The organism is Actinokineospora sp. UTMC 2448, from assembly GCF_024760565.1.
Classification (GTDB): Bacteria; Actinomycetota; Actinomycetes; order Mycobacteriales; family Pseudonocardiaceae; genus Actinokineospora; species Actinokineospora fastidiosa.
In genome coordinates this window covers 3,466,514-3,482,261 of record NZ_CP031087.1, presented here as the reverse complement: position 1 = coordinate 3,482,261, position 15,748 = coordinate 3,466,514, and the positions used below count along the sequence as shown (strand labels likewise).

9 protein-coding genes are annotated in these 15,748 nt (G+C 65.8%); 3 read left to right on the top strand and 6 right to left on the bottom strand.

From position 1 onward, the window contains the following. Positions 1-51 precede the first annotated feature (51 nt). From Actkin_RS15905 to Actkin_RS15895, 3 genes are all read right to left on the bottom strand, one after another. On the bottom strand, positions 52-372 hold the full coding sequence (locus Actkin_RS15905) for a transposase (protein WP_258907939.1): 321 nt from the start codon (positions 370-372) through the stop codon (positions 52-54). Then, positions 300-1,679 carry an ISL3 family transposase gene (locus Actkin_RS15900; protein WP_258907798.1) on the bottom strand — a complete coding sequence of 460 codons (1,380 nt, stop codon included), beginning with the start codon at positions 1,677-1,679 and terminating at the stop codon, positions 300-302. The genes Actkin_RS15905 and Actkin_RS15900 overlap by 73 nt, the downstream gene beginning before the upstream one ends. 556 nt (positions 1,680-2,235) lie before the next feature. Next, on the bottom strand, positions 2,236-2,910 hold the full coding sequence (locus tag Actkin_RS15895; RefSeq protein ID WP_258907797.1) for a hypothetical protein: 675 nt from the start codon (positions 2,908-2,910) through the stop codon (positions 2,236-2,238). 709 nt (positions 2,911-3,619) lie between these two features. Here Actkin_RS15895 and Actkin_RS15890 point away from each other — a divergent pair. Together Actkin_RS15890 and Actkin_RS15885 are read left to right on the top strand one after the other, a co-directional pair. Then, entirely contained in the window at positions 3,620-4,561 is a 942-nt protein-coding gene (locus tag Actkin_RS15890; protein WP_258907796.1) for a DNA-processing protein DprA, read from the top strand. Continuing rightward, entirely contained in the window at positions 4,558-5,325 is a 768-nt protein-coding gene (locus Actkin_RS15885; RefSeq protein ID WP_258907795.1) for a ComF family protein, read from the top strand. Before Actkin_RS15890 ends, Actkin_RS15885 begins: the two co-directional genes overlap by 4 nt. Positions 5,326-5,972: 647 nt before the next feature. Here Actkin_RS15885 and Actkin_RS15880 read toward each other — a convergent pair. Together Actkin_RS15880 and Actkin_RS15875 are read right to left on the bottom strand one after the other, a co-directional pair. Then, positions 5,973-8,249 carry a hypothetical protein gene (locus tag Actkin_RS15880; RefSeq protein ID WP_258907794.1) on the bottom strand — a complete coding sequence of 759 codons (2,277 nt, stop codon included), beginning with the start codon at positions 8,247-8,249 and terminating at the stop codon, positions 5,973-5,975. A gap of 53 nt (positions 8,250-8,302) precedes the next feature. After that, entirely contained in the window at positions 8,303-10,027 is a 1,725-nt protein-coding gene (locus Actkin_RS15875; RefSeq protein WP_258907793.1) for a hypothetical protein, read from the bottom strand. A 1,223-nt stretch (positions 10,028-11,250) separates the two neighbouring features. Here Actkin_RS15875 and Actkin_RS15870 point away from each other — a divergent pair. Continuing rightward, positions 11,251-12,279 carry a hypothetical protein gene (locus tag Actkin_RS15870; protein WP_258907792.1) on the top strand — a complete coding sequence of 343 codons (1,029 nt, stop codon included), beginning with the start codon at positions 11,251-11,253 and terminating at the stop codon, positions 12,277-12,279. Positions 12,280-13,317: 1,038 nt separating this feature from the next. Here the strand turns inward: Actkin_RS15870 and Actkin_RS15865 are convergent. After that, positions 13,318-14,589: a hypothetical protein gene (locus Actkin_RS15865; RefSeq protein ID WP_258907791.1), complete on the bottom strand. Its 1,272-nt coding sequence runs from the start codon at positions 14,587-14,589 to the stop codon at positions 13,318-13,320. Between the last annotated feature and the right edge of the window lie 1,159 nt (positions 14,590-15,748).

The following is a 15,748-nucleotide window of genomic DNA, read 5'->3' as shown; positions in this document are numbered from 1 at the left end:
CGTCGGTAGGGGGTCAGCTTTCAGGCTCTGTCCCAGATTCGGTGATCGTGGTCAGTTGGGATGCAGAACGCGGATGCGGAGCAGGTCGAGGTTTGCGCGGCCGAACATCTGGCGTTTGAGCATCTTGATACGGTTGACCTGGCCTTCGACGGCGCCTGAGCTCCAAGGCTGGGTGAGTCCGGCGGTCACGGCGTCGAGGTCGCGCTCGAGTCCGCTGACGAACGAGCGCAGTTCCTTGATCGCGGTCTGCTTGGCGGTGCTGATCCATGCCGGTAGGTCGGCGCCTGCAAGGTGGCAGATCATGTGGGCGAACCGGCGGACGTGGTCGGCGAGGGCGGCGAGTTGAGGACTGCGATCGAGGATCGCGTCCAGGTCATCGCGAGTGTCAGGATCAAGGGTGGCGGGTCGGTCATCAACCATGTGGTGACCTTGCGAACGGTTGGCGGGGTCGGCGCGGGCGGGCGGACATGGCCGGGTGTGTTGCGCAGCCGGTGGATGTAGTCGCGGACGATGGTGAAGCCGCCGGTGTAGCCGCGTGCGGTGAGCTCGGCGTGCAGGTGCGTGGCGTTGGTGGCTCCGGCTTCCCAGCGCATGTGCAGGTAAGGCTTGTGCGGTTCGAGCATGCTGGTGCGGTATCCGGTGCCGTTGTTGACCAGCAGTTGCTCGGCGGTCTCGGCGCGGGCGAATCGGCGCACGGTTCCCCGTGAGAGCCGCAGTTTCGTGGCGATGCCGCGAAGGCCGGTGCCTTGTTCGAGCAGGTCGTGCACTTGGCGGAAGCGGTCCCGGGTGCGTTGCGCGGTGCGGTCCTGGCGGTCGGCTGGTGCCGGTGGCCTCGACCCGGGCGGTGCGACCGATCCTTCGCTGCGGCTCGGAGGTGCAGGTGTGGCCGTCGGGTCGGTTGGCTGGATGGCGGCGCGGTGGCGGGCCACGACGCGTTCTGCGGCCTGGCCGAGGTTGTGCCACAAATGCCAGCGATCGGCGACCTGGATCGCTTGGGGCGCACCACGAGCGGCTCCGTCGGCATAGGCGCCCGCGCGGTCACGACAGACGACACGGATACCGGGATGCCGCGCCAACCACGCGGCCACGGTGTCCGCCGTTCGGTCCGGCAACAGATCGACCGGCCGGTGGGTGCGCATGTCGACGAGCACGGTGCCGTAGTGGTGTCCGCGGCGGAGGGCGAAATCGTCCACTCCGACTTCGCACAGCTGCCCGGGATCGGGCACCGGTAGCGCGCGAAGCAGGCGCAGCAAGGTCATGTGCGAGGCGTCGACGAGCAGTCGCCGAGTCAACCGCGCCCCTGCGCGGCCCCCCAACGCCAAGGCCACGTCGACCAGCAACGACGTCAGCGGCGGATTGCGACGTTGATAGCGCTGGGTCAGACCAACGATCGGCTCAGCGAAGATCCGTCGAGCGCAGTCGTCGTTTCGGCAGCGGAAACGTCGAACCCGCAACCGGATCAGGACCTCCCGATCGCCCAGGCCACGGTCGGCGACCGTGCGCTCGTAGCGACTGTGATCCGACGAGCGACCGCATGCTGGGCAGTCCGCTACGGGATCACGGCCCGCCACATCGAACCGCACCCATCGCGCAGCGGTAGCCACCCGATCCACCCGCACGCCCGTGAAGTGCGGAAACAACGCCACCACAAGATCGTTAGCTACATCATCCAAGATCACGAACCAAGGTCCTACCGCACCCAGAGATGATCACCGAATCTGGGACAGAGCCAAGATTCGCGTGCCGTTGACAGCTTCTGCCGCACGTTGGGGCGGTACCTGAGGCTCGACCGAGATGGCCGTGCCCCGTGGAGGCTCGTTCGCCTGAACGGGTGGAGTCGCGCCGCCGGAGACAACGCCGCCATGGACGTTTCTTCGCGTTCCTGCAGACCAACGTCCTCGACGGCGTTGGTGTCACGATCGCGGCGAGAAGTACCGGAGGGACAGTCGAGGATGGCGCGGGCGCGGGCCGGGCAGTCGGGGAGTTGTTCGTGGTGCTCCGCGCTGCCCGGTGGTCTGACGACGCTGCAGTACGGCGAGTCGGTGGTCGTCGACCTCGAGGACGAGCGCTCGACTGAGCGCACCGGGATGTACCGGTGGCGACGACCTCCGTGTGCTGTTGGCCGAGCTTGAACACACCGCCCGCTGGCCGGGACGGCGAGGATGCGGCGGACACCCCGCGGCTGACTGCCACCCGCGCGAGCTGCCGGTCGTAGGCACATGGGTTTCGTCGGTGTTAGTGGAGGAGCCAGGGGTCCTTAGGGTGGGGCGGGACGTCTTTCGGCACGATCCACGGCTCGTGTCCGGCTCGCGTGCAGGTGATGACCAGCCGCACGGGGGCGTCCTCGTACTGGCGGAGCCAGTCCCGGGCGTCGTCGTACCATGTTGGCGCCGGGGTGGGGTCGAGCGCGAACACGAGTTCGTCGAGGCGGGCGAGGGGGCGGCCGGGGACGCTGCGCCCGTCGGGGCCAGCGTTGTCGACTCCACGCCGGAACCGCCAGGGCCCCCAGATCACCGCGGCCACAGCCTCACGGGTGGGGCCCCCGGCGGTGCGGATATCCGCGGCCCGGCCGGGCCGGTCGTCGCGGATGGTGACGGTGACGTCGTCCAGATCGTGTGGGCCGTTCAGGGTGATGACCAGGCGGGCGGTGGCTCCGGGCTTCGCCAGGACCGATCCCGCTTCGCCGTTGTCGACGATCAACGCGTAGTCGAGATCCGGTGTCAACTCGCGGTGCTCGCGATCAGTCTCTACGCGGGCCACTGTGGCTGCGCTGACCGAGGACTCCTTGGCCGCTGCTTCCGACCCTTCCGCCGCCTTGGCTGATCGGCGGCTAATGAATGTCGCCGCAACGGCGACCCCGGCGGCAACCCAGCCGGCTCCAGCACTGGCGATAGCCCACCAGTCCGTCACGATTGCACTCCCTTCCACGTTTACCCGAGATCGTCCTCGCCCGCACCGACAACGCCACGTACTCGACCGCGCTGACTTCGCGGAACTCACCCGGTTGTGCACCCGGACCACTTCGTGGCGCTCGTTCCGGCCCGCAGACGGGCGACGGGGTGCCGCACGGCCGAGCAGCTGCACCGTGCGCGTTGCTCGTCAGCTCATCCGCTCGTAGTACCGCAGGTTGTCCGCGACCGCGGGGGCGCTGAGCACGGACGGGACCGGCGCGGCCTGACGAGCGTGATCGTGCGCCGATCCCCGGCGTGGCTGCGCAGTGTCGAGGGCTTAGTGGCGGAGGGGGCGTGCCGTCGCTGTGGATCCACCCGCTGCCGAAGACTGCGCAGTCCCAGGTCGGCGCAGGACTGTCGGTCTCGATGTCGACGGCGACGAAGGTGTCAGCCTGCGTGGCGCTGGGCGTTAGGGCTCCTCCGACGTGGGCGGGCTGCCGAGGGGGAGAGAGCGAGAGCGGGCGCGGTACCAGCCTGTCCTGACCGGCGACGCCCTTCGACGTCCGTCACGACCCTTTGAGGGTGCCGTCCGGTGCCCGATCAGTCATTGACCTGCGCGTACGGGTGCCGTTGGCTGCAGTGGTCCCGCCAGGAGATGTAACTCGGACGGGGGTGTGGTGCGATGTAAGAGGTAACGCATCCGAACAGAAGTTCGATTGGGAGTAGGAATGCGACTGACCGAGCAGCAGGCCCGTCTGCTGGCCCTGTGCCGCGTGCGTGGCGTTAACTGGTATCTGATCGCCCGGGAGGCGCAGCGCCCCGGCGGGGTCGACCGGCTGTGGAACGCCGAGCCCCTCGAAGCGTCCGAGGACGCGCGTAAGGCGATCGAGGTGCTCGCCCCGCTCACGGGGGCGGCGGAGGAGTATGTCGCCTCCGCGCAGGCCGAGGTTGACAAGGCCCGCGAGGACGCGCGGTTGATCACCGTGCTGGATGACGACTATCCGGCGAGCCTGCGCCTGATCCCGAACGCTCCGCCGTTCGTGTTCATCCGCGGTGCCATGGCCGATGTCGACCTGCGCAGTGTCGCGGTCGTGGGCACCCGCAATGCCAGCGAGATCGGCCGCCAGCGCGCCGCGAGCATGGCCCGCAAGCTCGCCGAACGCGGCGTCACCGTCGTGTCCGGCCTGGCCCGTGGCATCGACACCGCCGCCCACACCGCCGCCCTCGAGGCGGGTGGCCGGACCCTCGCGGTGATCGGCACCGGGATCAACCGCTACTTCCCCGCCGAGAACCGCGACCTCACCGACCGCATCGCCGCAGGCGACCAGGGCGCGGTGCTGTCCCAGTTCTGGCCCGACGCTCCGGGGGCCACCTACACCTTCCCCCGCCGCAACATCACCATGTCCGGGATCGCACAAGGGACCGTCGTCATCGAGGCGGGCAGCACTTCCGGTGCCAAGATGCAGGCCCGGGTCGCGCTGGAGCACGGCAAACGGGTTTTCCTGATCAAGAGCCTGACCGAGCAGCAGGAATGGGCTCGCACCTATGTCGACAAGCGCGGCGCGACCCAGGTCGAGACTGTCGATGAGGTCGCCGACGTTCTCGCCCCACCCGAGCGCGTACAGGCTGTCGACGCCTTGCGTTCCCAGTTGGTGATGGATTTCGCGTGACCCCACCGGACTCCGACCCGTTCCAGTTACCGGAGACCCCGGGCTTGGGCAACTGCGGCTCGTGCAAGTACTTCGCCTCCGGTCCGCCGTGGGTATGCCAGATGTGCGCGAGCTGGACACTGGAACCGGCGATGCCGTTCTTCTGCGGGGTCTGCGGTCAGCAGCTCCTGACCGAGACCGCGCAGTGCTCGAACCCGCTGTGCACCAGCCCGCACCGGCAGTTCGAGTTCAACCGCGCGATTGCGATGAAGACCGGTGTGCTCGATAGAGGCGTCCGAGCCCACAAGTACGACCGCGTCACGGGATGGGGCACCATCTTCGCCCGCGTGCTGCTCGGCTACCTCGACTCTCACCCGGACGTCGCCGCGGCTGACCTGATCATCCCGATGCCCGCGGCACCCCTTCCTTCTGGCGCGACGAGCCGGATGGGGATCGACCACTCGGGATGGGTCATCGAGAGCGCCGCGATCCAAGACACCCGCCACCGATACCCGTTCCGCGCCGACCCGCCCGTGATCATCAAGACCCGGGCCACGTCCAGAATGGCCAGTACCTCGAACTACAGCGAACGCCGCACCACCGCCGCCGACATCTACCGCGCTCTGCAGATGCTCGACCCCGGCGCCGTCCAAGGCAAGACCGTCGTCGTCGTGGACGACGTGTTTACGACCGGCTTGACCCTCGACGCTGTTGCGCGACGCCTTCGCGAAGCAGGAGCGAGCGTGGTCCGCGGCGTCACGCTCGCTCGACAGCCTTGGGGATAGAGCCCAGGCGTACTCCACCCCCATCGCCGTCCTGCCGTATCTCGTGCGGGCGAGTGGCTGCATGCGGGCGCGACCGTGGGTCGTGGCTACACCGTCGGCGTGGCTGCTGCCAAGATTAGCCGCCTGGTTTATCGGGGCGCAGGTTCCGTCATGACCTTGTCGTGTTCCGTTGGTTCGGCAGGACCGTTAAGTGGGAGTGCTTGGACTTGATGCTCACGCTCGCCCTGAGCATGGAGCAGCGCCGTAGGGGCCGGTCTGTACTTGCCGACATCGGAGACGACCGAGACCCGGTTGTGCGGTCCCTGTTGTTGTTCCTGATGGATGGGGCAGTCAGGACCCCTCCTGCTCCAAAACGCGCTCCTGCGAGCACCCCCACTACCTTCAGGAGTGACCTTCTCGCGCTCGCGATCTCGCAGTCCCCGGCAATCCGCGCTTTCCGCAGCCCGTTGCTGGGCGCGCGTCCCGGTAGTGATCCCGGGACCGACGGCGCTTGGTGCGCGATCCTGTCGGTATCGTCCGCCTAGTACTTGCGCACGGGCTCGCCGAGACCGGAAGAGCTGGGACCGAGGACATTCGGACTCTGCTTCACGATGACTGCCGATTCACGGTTCGCGCGGCCGCCCAAGCAGAGGCGTAGGAGGCGGGTTCTACAGGTCGTTGCCCGCACCGCCGATCCCAACCTGGCTGGGCCTGGGGCGTTGAGTGATTGGCGGCGCGGACAGGCGACCTCGGTTCCAGATGTCGCGCATGAGTTCCAGGGTTGTGTCGTCGAGTTCTGGGTCACCTGTGTGGGCGAGCATGGTGGTGTCCCAGTCGCGGAGTCCATCGGTGCGTGGGGTGAGGAGGATGCCGATGGAGGTGAGGGTGTCGAGGTCGCCGCCTGCGGTGCCGCGTTCGTGGTGGCGGAGGGTGAGCCAGGATTGGAACGCGGTGCGGGTGAAGTCGGTGAGCTGGTTGCTGACGCCGAAGCCAAGTTGGGTGTTGGATCCGAGGGCGCGGAAGGTGCGTAGCTGCCAGAAGGTGTGGTCGGGGTTGGTGTGGGGTGCTGCGGCGAGGGCGTCGAGCAGCATGCGTCCCAGGTCGGTGCGGTATCCGACTGGGAGGGCGTCGATGGTCGACAGGATGTGGCGAAGTCGGTTTTCGTCGGCGGGCCGGGTGCTGCTGTTGGCGATGTCTTCGCACGTGACGCGGACCATGCCGTGTGCTGCGTCGTCGTCGCTGCCTGCTGGCGATCTCGGCAGCAGGGGCACCGAAACGGGTTCGCCGCCGCCGACCCCCTCGACGTCGATCGGACCGGGGGGTGCGATGGCGTCGGCGGCTGCGAGTTCGTAATAGCGGATCGGCTCGTTGCCGAGCGGGGTGGGTTCGTCGTCGGCGACGCGCTGGATGTAGGCGAGGACGGCGTGGCAGGACTTGAGTTGGTTGAACAGGAACTCCCAGTCGCGGCGAAGCAGGACAATGATGGGTGTTCGAGTGATCTGGGCGGGTGGGCGGTAATGCTGGGGTGGGTTGGGGTGGTCGATGATCACGACTCCCTGCCAGCGGGTGGTGGTGCCATCGATCAGGATGGGTCGTCCGCGTCCGTTGATCATGGTGGTGGCGGTGGCGAGTCGTCGGACTGTGCCGTTGACCTGGCGTGTGGCCTTTGCGATGTTCTTGTTGAGCCAGTTGTGTTCGGCTTCGTCGCCGCTGGTGGTGTCGATGGCGCGGGGGGAGCGGCTCTTCACCTGCATGATGAGTCCGTTGTTGCCGACGAGGATCATTCCGTCGCTGATCTCACGGACGCCACGGCCTTTGCGTTCGACCGATGGCGGGATGACGAAGTCGGGTAGCCCCCACGTAGCTGCGGCGTCTTGGGCGAGGCGTTCGACGGCAATGCCGTTGACGAGGTGGGGATTGGGTCGGGTCGCGGCGGGGATGCGGCGTTCGTAGACGCCGTGCTCGGTGGTGATGAGCATCGTGAAGTGATCAGTGCCAGCCACGACGCCCACACCGAAGTCGGACGTGGCCAACAGGTCGAGCTCGGAGGGCAACCAACGCTGCTCCGACTCTTCGGCGGGAACCCACGGCCGCTCCAAGTCGGCAAGCGTGGGCAGAGCGCGTGGCCCGTCCACCTTGGCAGCGAACATTTCGAACAACCCCACGAACCTGGTGACCACGTCCATAACCTGTCGCAGATGCCCGGAGAAGGTGTCCTGAGGGCCGTTCGGCTCGAACCCTGCGAAGGCCAGATCGACGTGGCTGTCCGCGCGTCCTGAGAGCTGGCAATCGTCGAAGTAGCCCTTCACCGTGAACTCGGCGACCACGAACTCCTCGTCCAACTCGCCAGGAACGTGCGGAGTCACATTGACTACGGTCGCTGGCATGGCCGCCTCCGCCCTCGGGCTGCCAATCCCAACCCAGCCTCCCATCCGGCCGCCATCGGCGAGCCGCGAAGCCCAAGCCACCAGCCGACGCAGCCCAGTGCGCAGGTCCGACACTCTCGGATCAGGGTTGTGTCCGAGGTGCGGTTGGCACACCCGAACCAGCTGATACTGGGTGCGCAGGATCCCGTTCAGGCACGACTCGTCCAGCAGGTCGGCCAGACCATCGTCGGAGTCGGCCACGGGAAAGAACCGCGGCCGGTGAGGATCCCGCACCCGCTGATGCACCGAGAACATCTCGACCGACTCCTGGATCAGCGAGTCCAGACATTCCCAGAGTCGATCAACGAGCTCGCGGAACAGTTCGGTCAACTGCTCCCGGCTGCCATCGGGCCACGCCGCATGAACTGTGATCGCTCCGAGGCCGTCCGGCCCACAACCCATGGACACGTCGAAGATCTCCTCGTCCAGGATCTCCGACCACTTCTCCAGCAATCTCGCCCGGACCGATCGCGCCGCGATCAGGTGCCCGTACGCACGCGGATGGATCTCGCCCAGCATCTTCCGATCGTAGATCGTGGGGCCGACAGCGGACCGAAGGAAGCAACTGGCGTTCAGTCAGATCCCTTGTCCGGGCACCCTCGGTTAGAACAGGCGCTGATCGCGGAGTCCATGGCCTCGATGACTGCGGGTGCGGTGTTCAAGTCCTCGTCGCGGATGAAGAAGAATCGTCGGCCTCTGTGACTGGCAAAGTGGGCCTCGTGCTCTCTACCCGCCTCTGAGGCCGCCCCGAGAATCTCGTCTCTGTTGATCAGCACGACATCGGGTGCCCAGATCGCCAAGCCTGGAATGTCGTACTCTCGGTCTCCGAGAGCGATGGCGTAGTCGCCCTTGCCCATGCGCATCTGCGTAGGGTGATCGGGCACCGTCGCAAGGAAGTGCTCGAGGCGTTCGGCAGGCACGGTGGCGGTGAAGCCTGAGAAATGTGTCGGCGCGGGCCTGCTCTGGAGAGCGTCGGCGATGGCCAACAGATCATGATGATCCGCATTCGACGCCGGTACATCGATCGGGATCAGAACGCCGAGGTGGTCCTGGAGAACGTTCATTGCCTCGATCATGCGGAGGGCGTCGGCAACCTTCGGATCAAGGTTATTGGCCACTTGGAAGAACGCGATCTTCTCGGGCCCCACTCGGAAGCTGAGAGTGCAGCCCGGCTGAAGGGCTGCCATCAGTCGAAAGGCGGGGAGAACGTCCTGACTGTATGCTCCGATCGGGCTTCGTATAGTCAGAATAATGGTCAAACCGGGTGTGGTTGTGTTACCGATTCGCAGCTGACCGATGAGGCCATCGTTCGGGTCGGCCCCTCGTAACGTGGTGCCGTGTGTTCCCGTCACTCGGTCGCGCAATATGAAAGGCAGCGAAACTTGAGGGAGCCCGACCGGTGATTCCACCACTAGTTCGCCGCGCAACGGTAAGCCTGCTGTGTCGGGGACACTGGTCAATCGGAGCGTTCCGCCTGGCTGGTCTTCGTCACCAAGGAGCCTTCGAGTCGCATCCGAGGCGGCTGTTACCTGAAGGCGAGTGACGAATCGACCGGGTACTTCGATGTCGCCGCCGAACTCGATCGTGCCCCGCAACTGATCGGCGAGTTGTTGCGCGTTGGGATCGTCGGGCGGGAACTGGAATGTAGGGGTGATCTGTATCGGGTCAGCGATGTGTGAATCCGGCCGGCGTGGCACGATGGTTCGCATCAAGCCGTGCTCAGTCTCATCGAACCGCAATCGCCAGTAGGGCGAGATGTCGTTCCCCGATCCGATCAGGCTCTCCATCCGCTCTGCCAGATCGGCTCCGGTCGCGACCACCTGTCTCTCGAAGTTGTGCAACTTGGCTCGAGCCAGCAGTCGATAGTCCGGCCCCTCCACGTAGCTGATGAGGTCCTCACGGCCGGCGAAATGCGCATCGAGCCAATCTTGACCCCACCACTCGATCTTTACATCGGCCACCTCGGCACCAAGCTGGTCAAACCAGGCAGCTTCGGCAGGCGATCTATTGAGCGGCATGATCAAGACCCAACGTTGCGGACGATGTAGCGTGATGGCGCGCATGCACGACTGCTTGATCTTCCTCTTCTGCGCCGCGGTGAGACGTCTGACATAAGATTTGATCTCGTAGATGGTCAACTCGCCCGCGTGAACAGACCGCAGATCTTGAGCATCATCGCCGCCGCTGCCGTCAATACTGATCGCGCCATATGCATCACGCACCAGCATCTGTACGGCCCGCTCAAGCCGCCTCGGGTCCAGGTCAGACCAGCTCAGCATCAACGCATCATGCCGCATCCCACCGACAGCGGTCCTTCATACCGACCCGCCGCATGTGCGCGTCGACGGGCGAGGACGCAGATCCGCGATGCTGGCTGGTTCCGTCGCATGCAGATCGGCGACGACGGTCCGCAAAGGTCAACCATCACGACGGTGGCGCCTCGCGCGCCGCGTCTACGCGCAGGACCTCGTACGGGTCGTCGGTTGCCGCCTCCGCGTCGTACGTGGGATCGAACCCGGCGGTGACCGGTCGCCGCGACGAGGCTGACGGTGCGAGCGGGCAGCGAGGACCTCGGCCAGCGCTGCGGCGACCTGCCGAGGGAGGGAGCGCCCGCGGCGCTGAGCGCGGTGACCTCGACGGGCCCTGCTCCGCGCCGACGGCACCCGTGATGTCTGCCCGGAATGCGAAGGCTACATCGGCGTCGCCGCCGTTTCGTGCGGATCCCGCGATCGGGGCGCCATGCGCATACCGCTAGCGATTGCGCTGTTCGGGTGGTCGTGGCGCCGTGTGCGTCATCGCCCTGGTCAGGTCTTCGTCGCAACTCTGACCAGACCGTGGGTGAGCTGGAGGTGGCCGTGGTTGGGTCGGACTTCATAGTGGCGTTGATGGAGCGTCGTCCGTCGCGCCCGATTGTGGATGAGTCTGAGTGTGGGCTGCGGTTTGCCTTCTACGGTCGTATGTCCACCACCGGGTTCCAGGACCCGCCGACCTCGCGGGGGTGGCAGCGTGCGGTGGCCGAGCAGTTGATCGACGGGTTCGGGGAGATCGCGGTGGCGTTCTTCGATGAGGGGCGCTCACGGCGGTGGGCGTGGCCCGAGCGGGACGCCGCGGCGGCGTTGGTTGTGCCCGCTGGACCCGCGCCGCGTGTCTTGGGCGTTACGGCAGCGGTTAGCGGCAGGTTGGGTGGACAGCGTGCGCTTGGCCGTGTGCCGCGAAGCTGGCTTCGTACGTCCGAGCGGTGTGGTGGTCTCGTCGGTGGAGGGTTGGGACGGTCGTGACACTGGTTAGCGGCGGCCGCCGGGGATGGTGGGTTGATTGGTGGCGTCTCGGGTGAAGCGGGCGGTGGCGCGCTATGCGGTATGCTGGCGTGCAGGCAAGGAGCTCGGGATTGGGCCTGAGTCACCGCCAGTACCTCGTTGGCATGGAGCGTCGGAACATACCTGCGCCACCGCCTCTGCATCTCACCCCTGACACTGGCGAAATTGACGCGACTCCTGGGCGTCGGCAGAAAGGTCTGTCTGTGACGATTTACTCGCAGCATCCCAACCGAGGCAAGATTCAGATCCTGGCCACCTACCGAGGGCCCAACGGCGTGGACTCCACTACCGTCACCAGCGTTGACAACGCCGCGTTGGCCGCACCGATCGTCGAGGCTCTGAACCAGATCTCGGCTTGCGCCACCGTGCCTGTCAGCGTGCATGACACCAGGGACAACCGGATCAGAAACTACCCGTCGGAGCACCTGAACGCGCTGACTGATCGCGGTGCTCGCGCTGACCTTCTCGTAGGTGCGCACAGCCTGTGGTATGAGCATGTCAAGGTGCTTCTTCACGAAGGTCTCACCGATCTGGACGCCGCATTGGCTGAAGTGCCGGGACCAGTTCGGATAGCAGTGACGGCGGAACTGGAAGCCGAGGCGCGGGGACTCCGCGAGGCGTTGGCCGAGTACTCCGAAGGTGTCGAGCCACCTGAAGCGGTGAACCGACGGTGCTGGGACTTCGGTGCCCCGTTCGTGGCGTTCGGGGGCGGCGTCGATGGCCTCGGCACCGAGGACCGCGGTTTCCTCGACCGAGCGGAGGAAGGCCTCACGGCACAGGAGTTGGGGAACGCGGCTGCCGACCTTCGGCTGTTGCTCGACGCGTACGCCCAATGCGGCAACAGTCATGCGCTGCTGATGGTCAGCGACTTCGCGATCTCGGATGACCCTGCTGACGATGAGCGGGACAACCTTTTTGTCGATGTGCTGGCGCCGCTTCTCGCGCACGACCGTCAGGAGTGGCAGATCGACCTCTGCCGCTGGGTTCCTGACGATCCGGACGAGGAGTACGGAGGCGCGACCGGCGAGCCCGTACTTCGATGTGCCCGTTCCACGCCGCCGACCGCGGCCGAGATCGCCGAACTGTTGAACCGCAGCGGAGGAGATCCCGAGCAACTCGCTGCGTGGGCGAAGACGGCGGTCGGGGAGCCTCTCGATGGCACGGTCTTCGTGGTCACGGAACGTTATGACCGGCAGGTGGGCAACCCGACACGGAGATTGGGCACGGACTGACTCGAGTCCTGAACAGACGGCAGGCGGGTTGCACGTCCCGGATCTCGGTCGCGCATGCGCGCGACGGGCTTCTGGCGCACTGAGAGATAGCGCGCCAGCGCGGCGGTCCCGCCAGCGAGCGCCAGCAGACCACCGAGCACTCCAGCGAGTGCGTTGCTGGTCTCCAGAGAAGAGCTGGCCAGTACGCATGTGATAGCGACGAGGGCGACAAGTCTGCTGTGGCCGGAGAAGACGATCACACGTGGAGATAGCCGCTCGACGGGTTGAGGTACTAACGGATCCAACATCCCGCTACGTTGCCGAGATGATCTCACGTCCGCGTTCGGCTCGCATGAGTCGGGCGGACGCGGGTCTCAGATCAATCCGGATCTGTTGCCCCAGGTTGAGGTGGGTTCGTCGCAGCCCTTCCGTCGCTGGCTGATGTCGGGACTGAGTGGGTCAGCTCGAAGGTATCCGCACTGTGTCGGATAGGGAGACGCTAGGGGAACCTACTCGTTGCAGCCGAGCTGACCAACGTGGCGCGACGGTGTCTAGGTTGTATGCGCCGTATTCTGATCACGTGCTTACCGCGAGATATTCGGTGTGGCGGGCGCTCTCGGCGCAGCCATCGTCGCCGCTTGGGCAACCGTCCGCGCGCGGCGTCGACGGGAGGCGAAGGTCGAGATGGTAGACGTGGCCGTCTCTCGGTGCCGAGGCGGCGGGCTTCCCACGTTCACATCAGAGATTGTGACCAACGCGCCGTGTTCCCTACCTGTTTATCGATGCCGGTACGCTGGCGTCAGCCCTCTTTCTCGGTCCCTGCGACAGCCCGAGCGCGCCGTGACCTGAGCGCCGCGACGCCGAGAGAAGTGCATCCGAGCAGGCTGGCACCCATCCAGCCCGAGGTGCTGAGCAGCAGAGCCGCACTCGTGCCCGTCAGAACCAGGCAGGTCGATGCCACCACCATCAGGCGTCCTGCCCGTCGAGTTCGTGCGTCGCAGGCCAGGACCTTGTCCAGGAGTTGCCACGGGCCAACGGGTGAACCTCGCCGCGCCGCCATCAGCTTTGCCTCTGGTCACGCCAGTTCAATGGCCTGAAGACAAGGGAAGGTCGGGAGTGCATGCGCTTTGGGTCTCCTGTGAACCGATCAGCGGCGGTGATCCGGTCGGAGACTCGACAGAACGAGCTGTCATTCTCGTCGAAGATGACCAGATCGGGGTCTAGCCCTGCGTGCAGGTGACGGAGTGCCTTGACGACCCGGTGGACGGGTGGCCCGTCGTGGATCTCGATGTGGATCTCCGTCTTGCCGAGACCCGCCCACACGTCGACGGCACTGGCGCCAGCGAGCAGGCCGATCCTGCGCAGCATGGCGCTGCCGAGACCTACTGGGCCGCACGAGCGTCGGTGGTAGTCGAAGTCCTGATGTTCACCCGGGCTCAGCCGAGGTGAACGATCTAGTCGAGGGTCGACACGACGGTGCTCCGGCGCGACGGCGCTGTCGATGTCGGCCCAGAAGCGGTCCCAGTGAGTCATGGTGATGTTCTTGATCTCGACCTCGGCGTCGGTGAGTTCGCCATTCCTATCCAGGAGCGTCAACGCGATGCCGTTGTGACCCTGCTTCACGCGCAGGCCGGGTACACCGGAGCCGCTTGGATTTGGCAGCTGCGAGGAAAGCAGTGAGCGCAACAACTTCCTTGCCAACCTGTGTTCGACCTCCACGACCAGCCGGCGCCTGCGCGGACTCACCGTGCGATAGACCTGGTGTTGGAGGAGGTGGTGATCGCCGACCGGGGCATCGGCGTCGCGGATGGCGAGCAGCAGGCTGGTCTCGAGAACTCTCTGGTGCACCGAGTGAGCCTCGGGAATCAGCCATCCGGCGTCACGGTTCGGCAGGGCATCCTGTGACAGGCCTTTGACGATCCTCGAAGCGCTCGTCTGTGACTCACCCGTGTAGGTGCATCTCAGGGCGACTAGCTCATCGAACTGATGACGGGCGCGGAGTTTCCCTGTCGAGGGGACGTAAGCCGACTCCCACACCTGCCAAACGTCTGCCATCAGCCCCGAGCCGGAAGTGGCAGGATGAGGTTCGGTGGCGCGCAGTCGTTGCAGGAGAAGGCTTCCATTCTTGAACGCGCGCTGGCCAGCTGTCCGCGGCGGTGTGTTGTGGTCTTTGATCTCGGCCAGGTCACTGTCGCGCCAGGCGTGAGAAGTGAACTGGCCGCTCACTATCTGGGTCACCGGATGGCTGAACGCGGTCAGCACGGTCGTGAGGAGGGGTCCGCCGCTCCACTCCACCTCGAGAGAGTCGAAACCTCGGCCGATGACGCTCATAGACCACACGTCGCTAAATGCTCGGATGCGCCGGAGCACTCCGCTAGCGAGGTACGCAGGAAAGTAGAACCGTGGGCCGTGATCGAGCCTTGCCTGCTCGTCCGGTGCCAAGGCTGTCGGATGATGGTCGCCCAACTCAAGAGCGGCTGGCCTCTCCGCACGGACGTAGGCGACGGCGGCGCGCCACTCCCGCGATCCAACTCCGGTCACGATCACCGCGGCGCGCGTCGGCGCGTCGATCAGAACGATCTCGAGTCTTCCGGGGGCACACCACCGCACACGTGTGCCGACTGTGCCGCTGATGTCAAGGGGAGAGTCTGGATTGCCGATCGGGAGGAGTTCCGCCAGCATCGGCCCCAAGACGTGCGGATCGAGTAGAAGCGACAGTGAGCCCGGTGCCGGGCGGACGTTCTTGACGACGTCGCCGAGGCGAAGCCGCAGGCGTGTCGGTGGAAGCGCAGGTGTTGGATCCCGCGGGTCAGTGCGTGGAGCACGCCGGTCTCGAGTTCGCACTGGGCGTCCGTCTGTGCCGCGGGGAGTATCCGCTGGCGCAGTTCCCGGGACAACATGGGCGAACCGATGGTGCCGCCCGCGCGCGTGACCGCGTGATCCAGCGCCACGAGAAGAGCGTGGTGTTCGGCAGGAGAGATAGCCGGAGCCAGGTCACGCGCCCAGCGGTGGAGTGCCTGTCTGGACTCGCCACTGAGCGAACCCCGCAACGAGAGCAGCTTGTCTGGGAGCTTGGTCTTGCGCACCTCGATCCCCGTTTCCGCCGCCCGGCACGGCTGACAAGGACGCAGTACACAGAACCATCAGGAGAACAGCTTGGCAGAACCGCGGTGTGCATCAGCACTGTGGGGCCCTGTCACCGCTGCCGGGAGGTGACGACCCAATCAGGCGGACCGCGCCCGCCGGGAGTGAGCATACCGCAACTCCTAGAACAGTGGCTCACCCCTGACTCGCGGCCGATGCTCGCAACAGGTGGCCTTGGTCGTCCACCACTTCGCACCTGGATGCTCGGTGGAGTGATCAACGAGTATGAGAATGTCACACGTGAGCGACGGCGACGACTTTCGAACGGCACCTGTCTGATCTTCACCATGTTCTCGTTTCAGGGACGAGAACACTTAGATTCGTTGAAGATTCTTGGTTGAGGTCG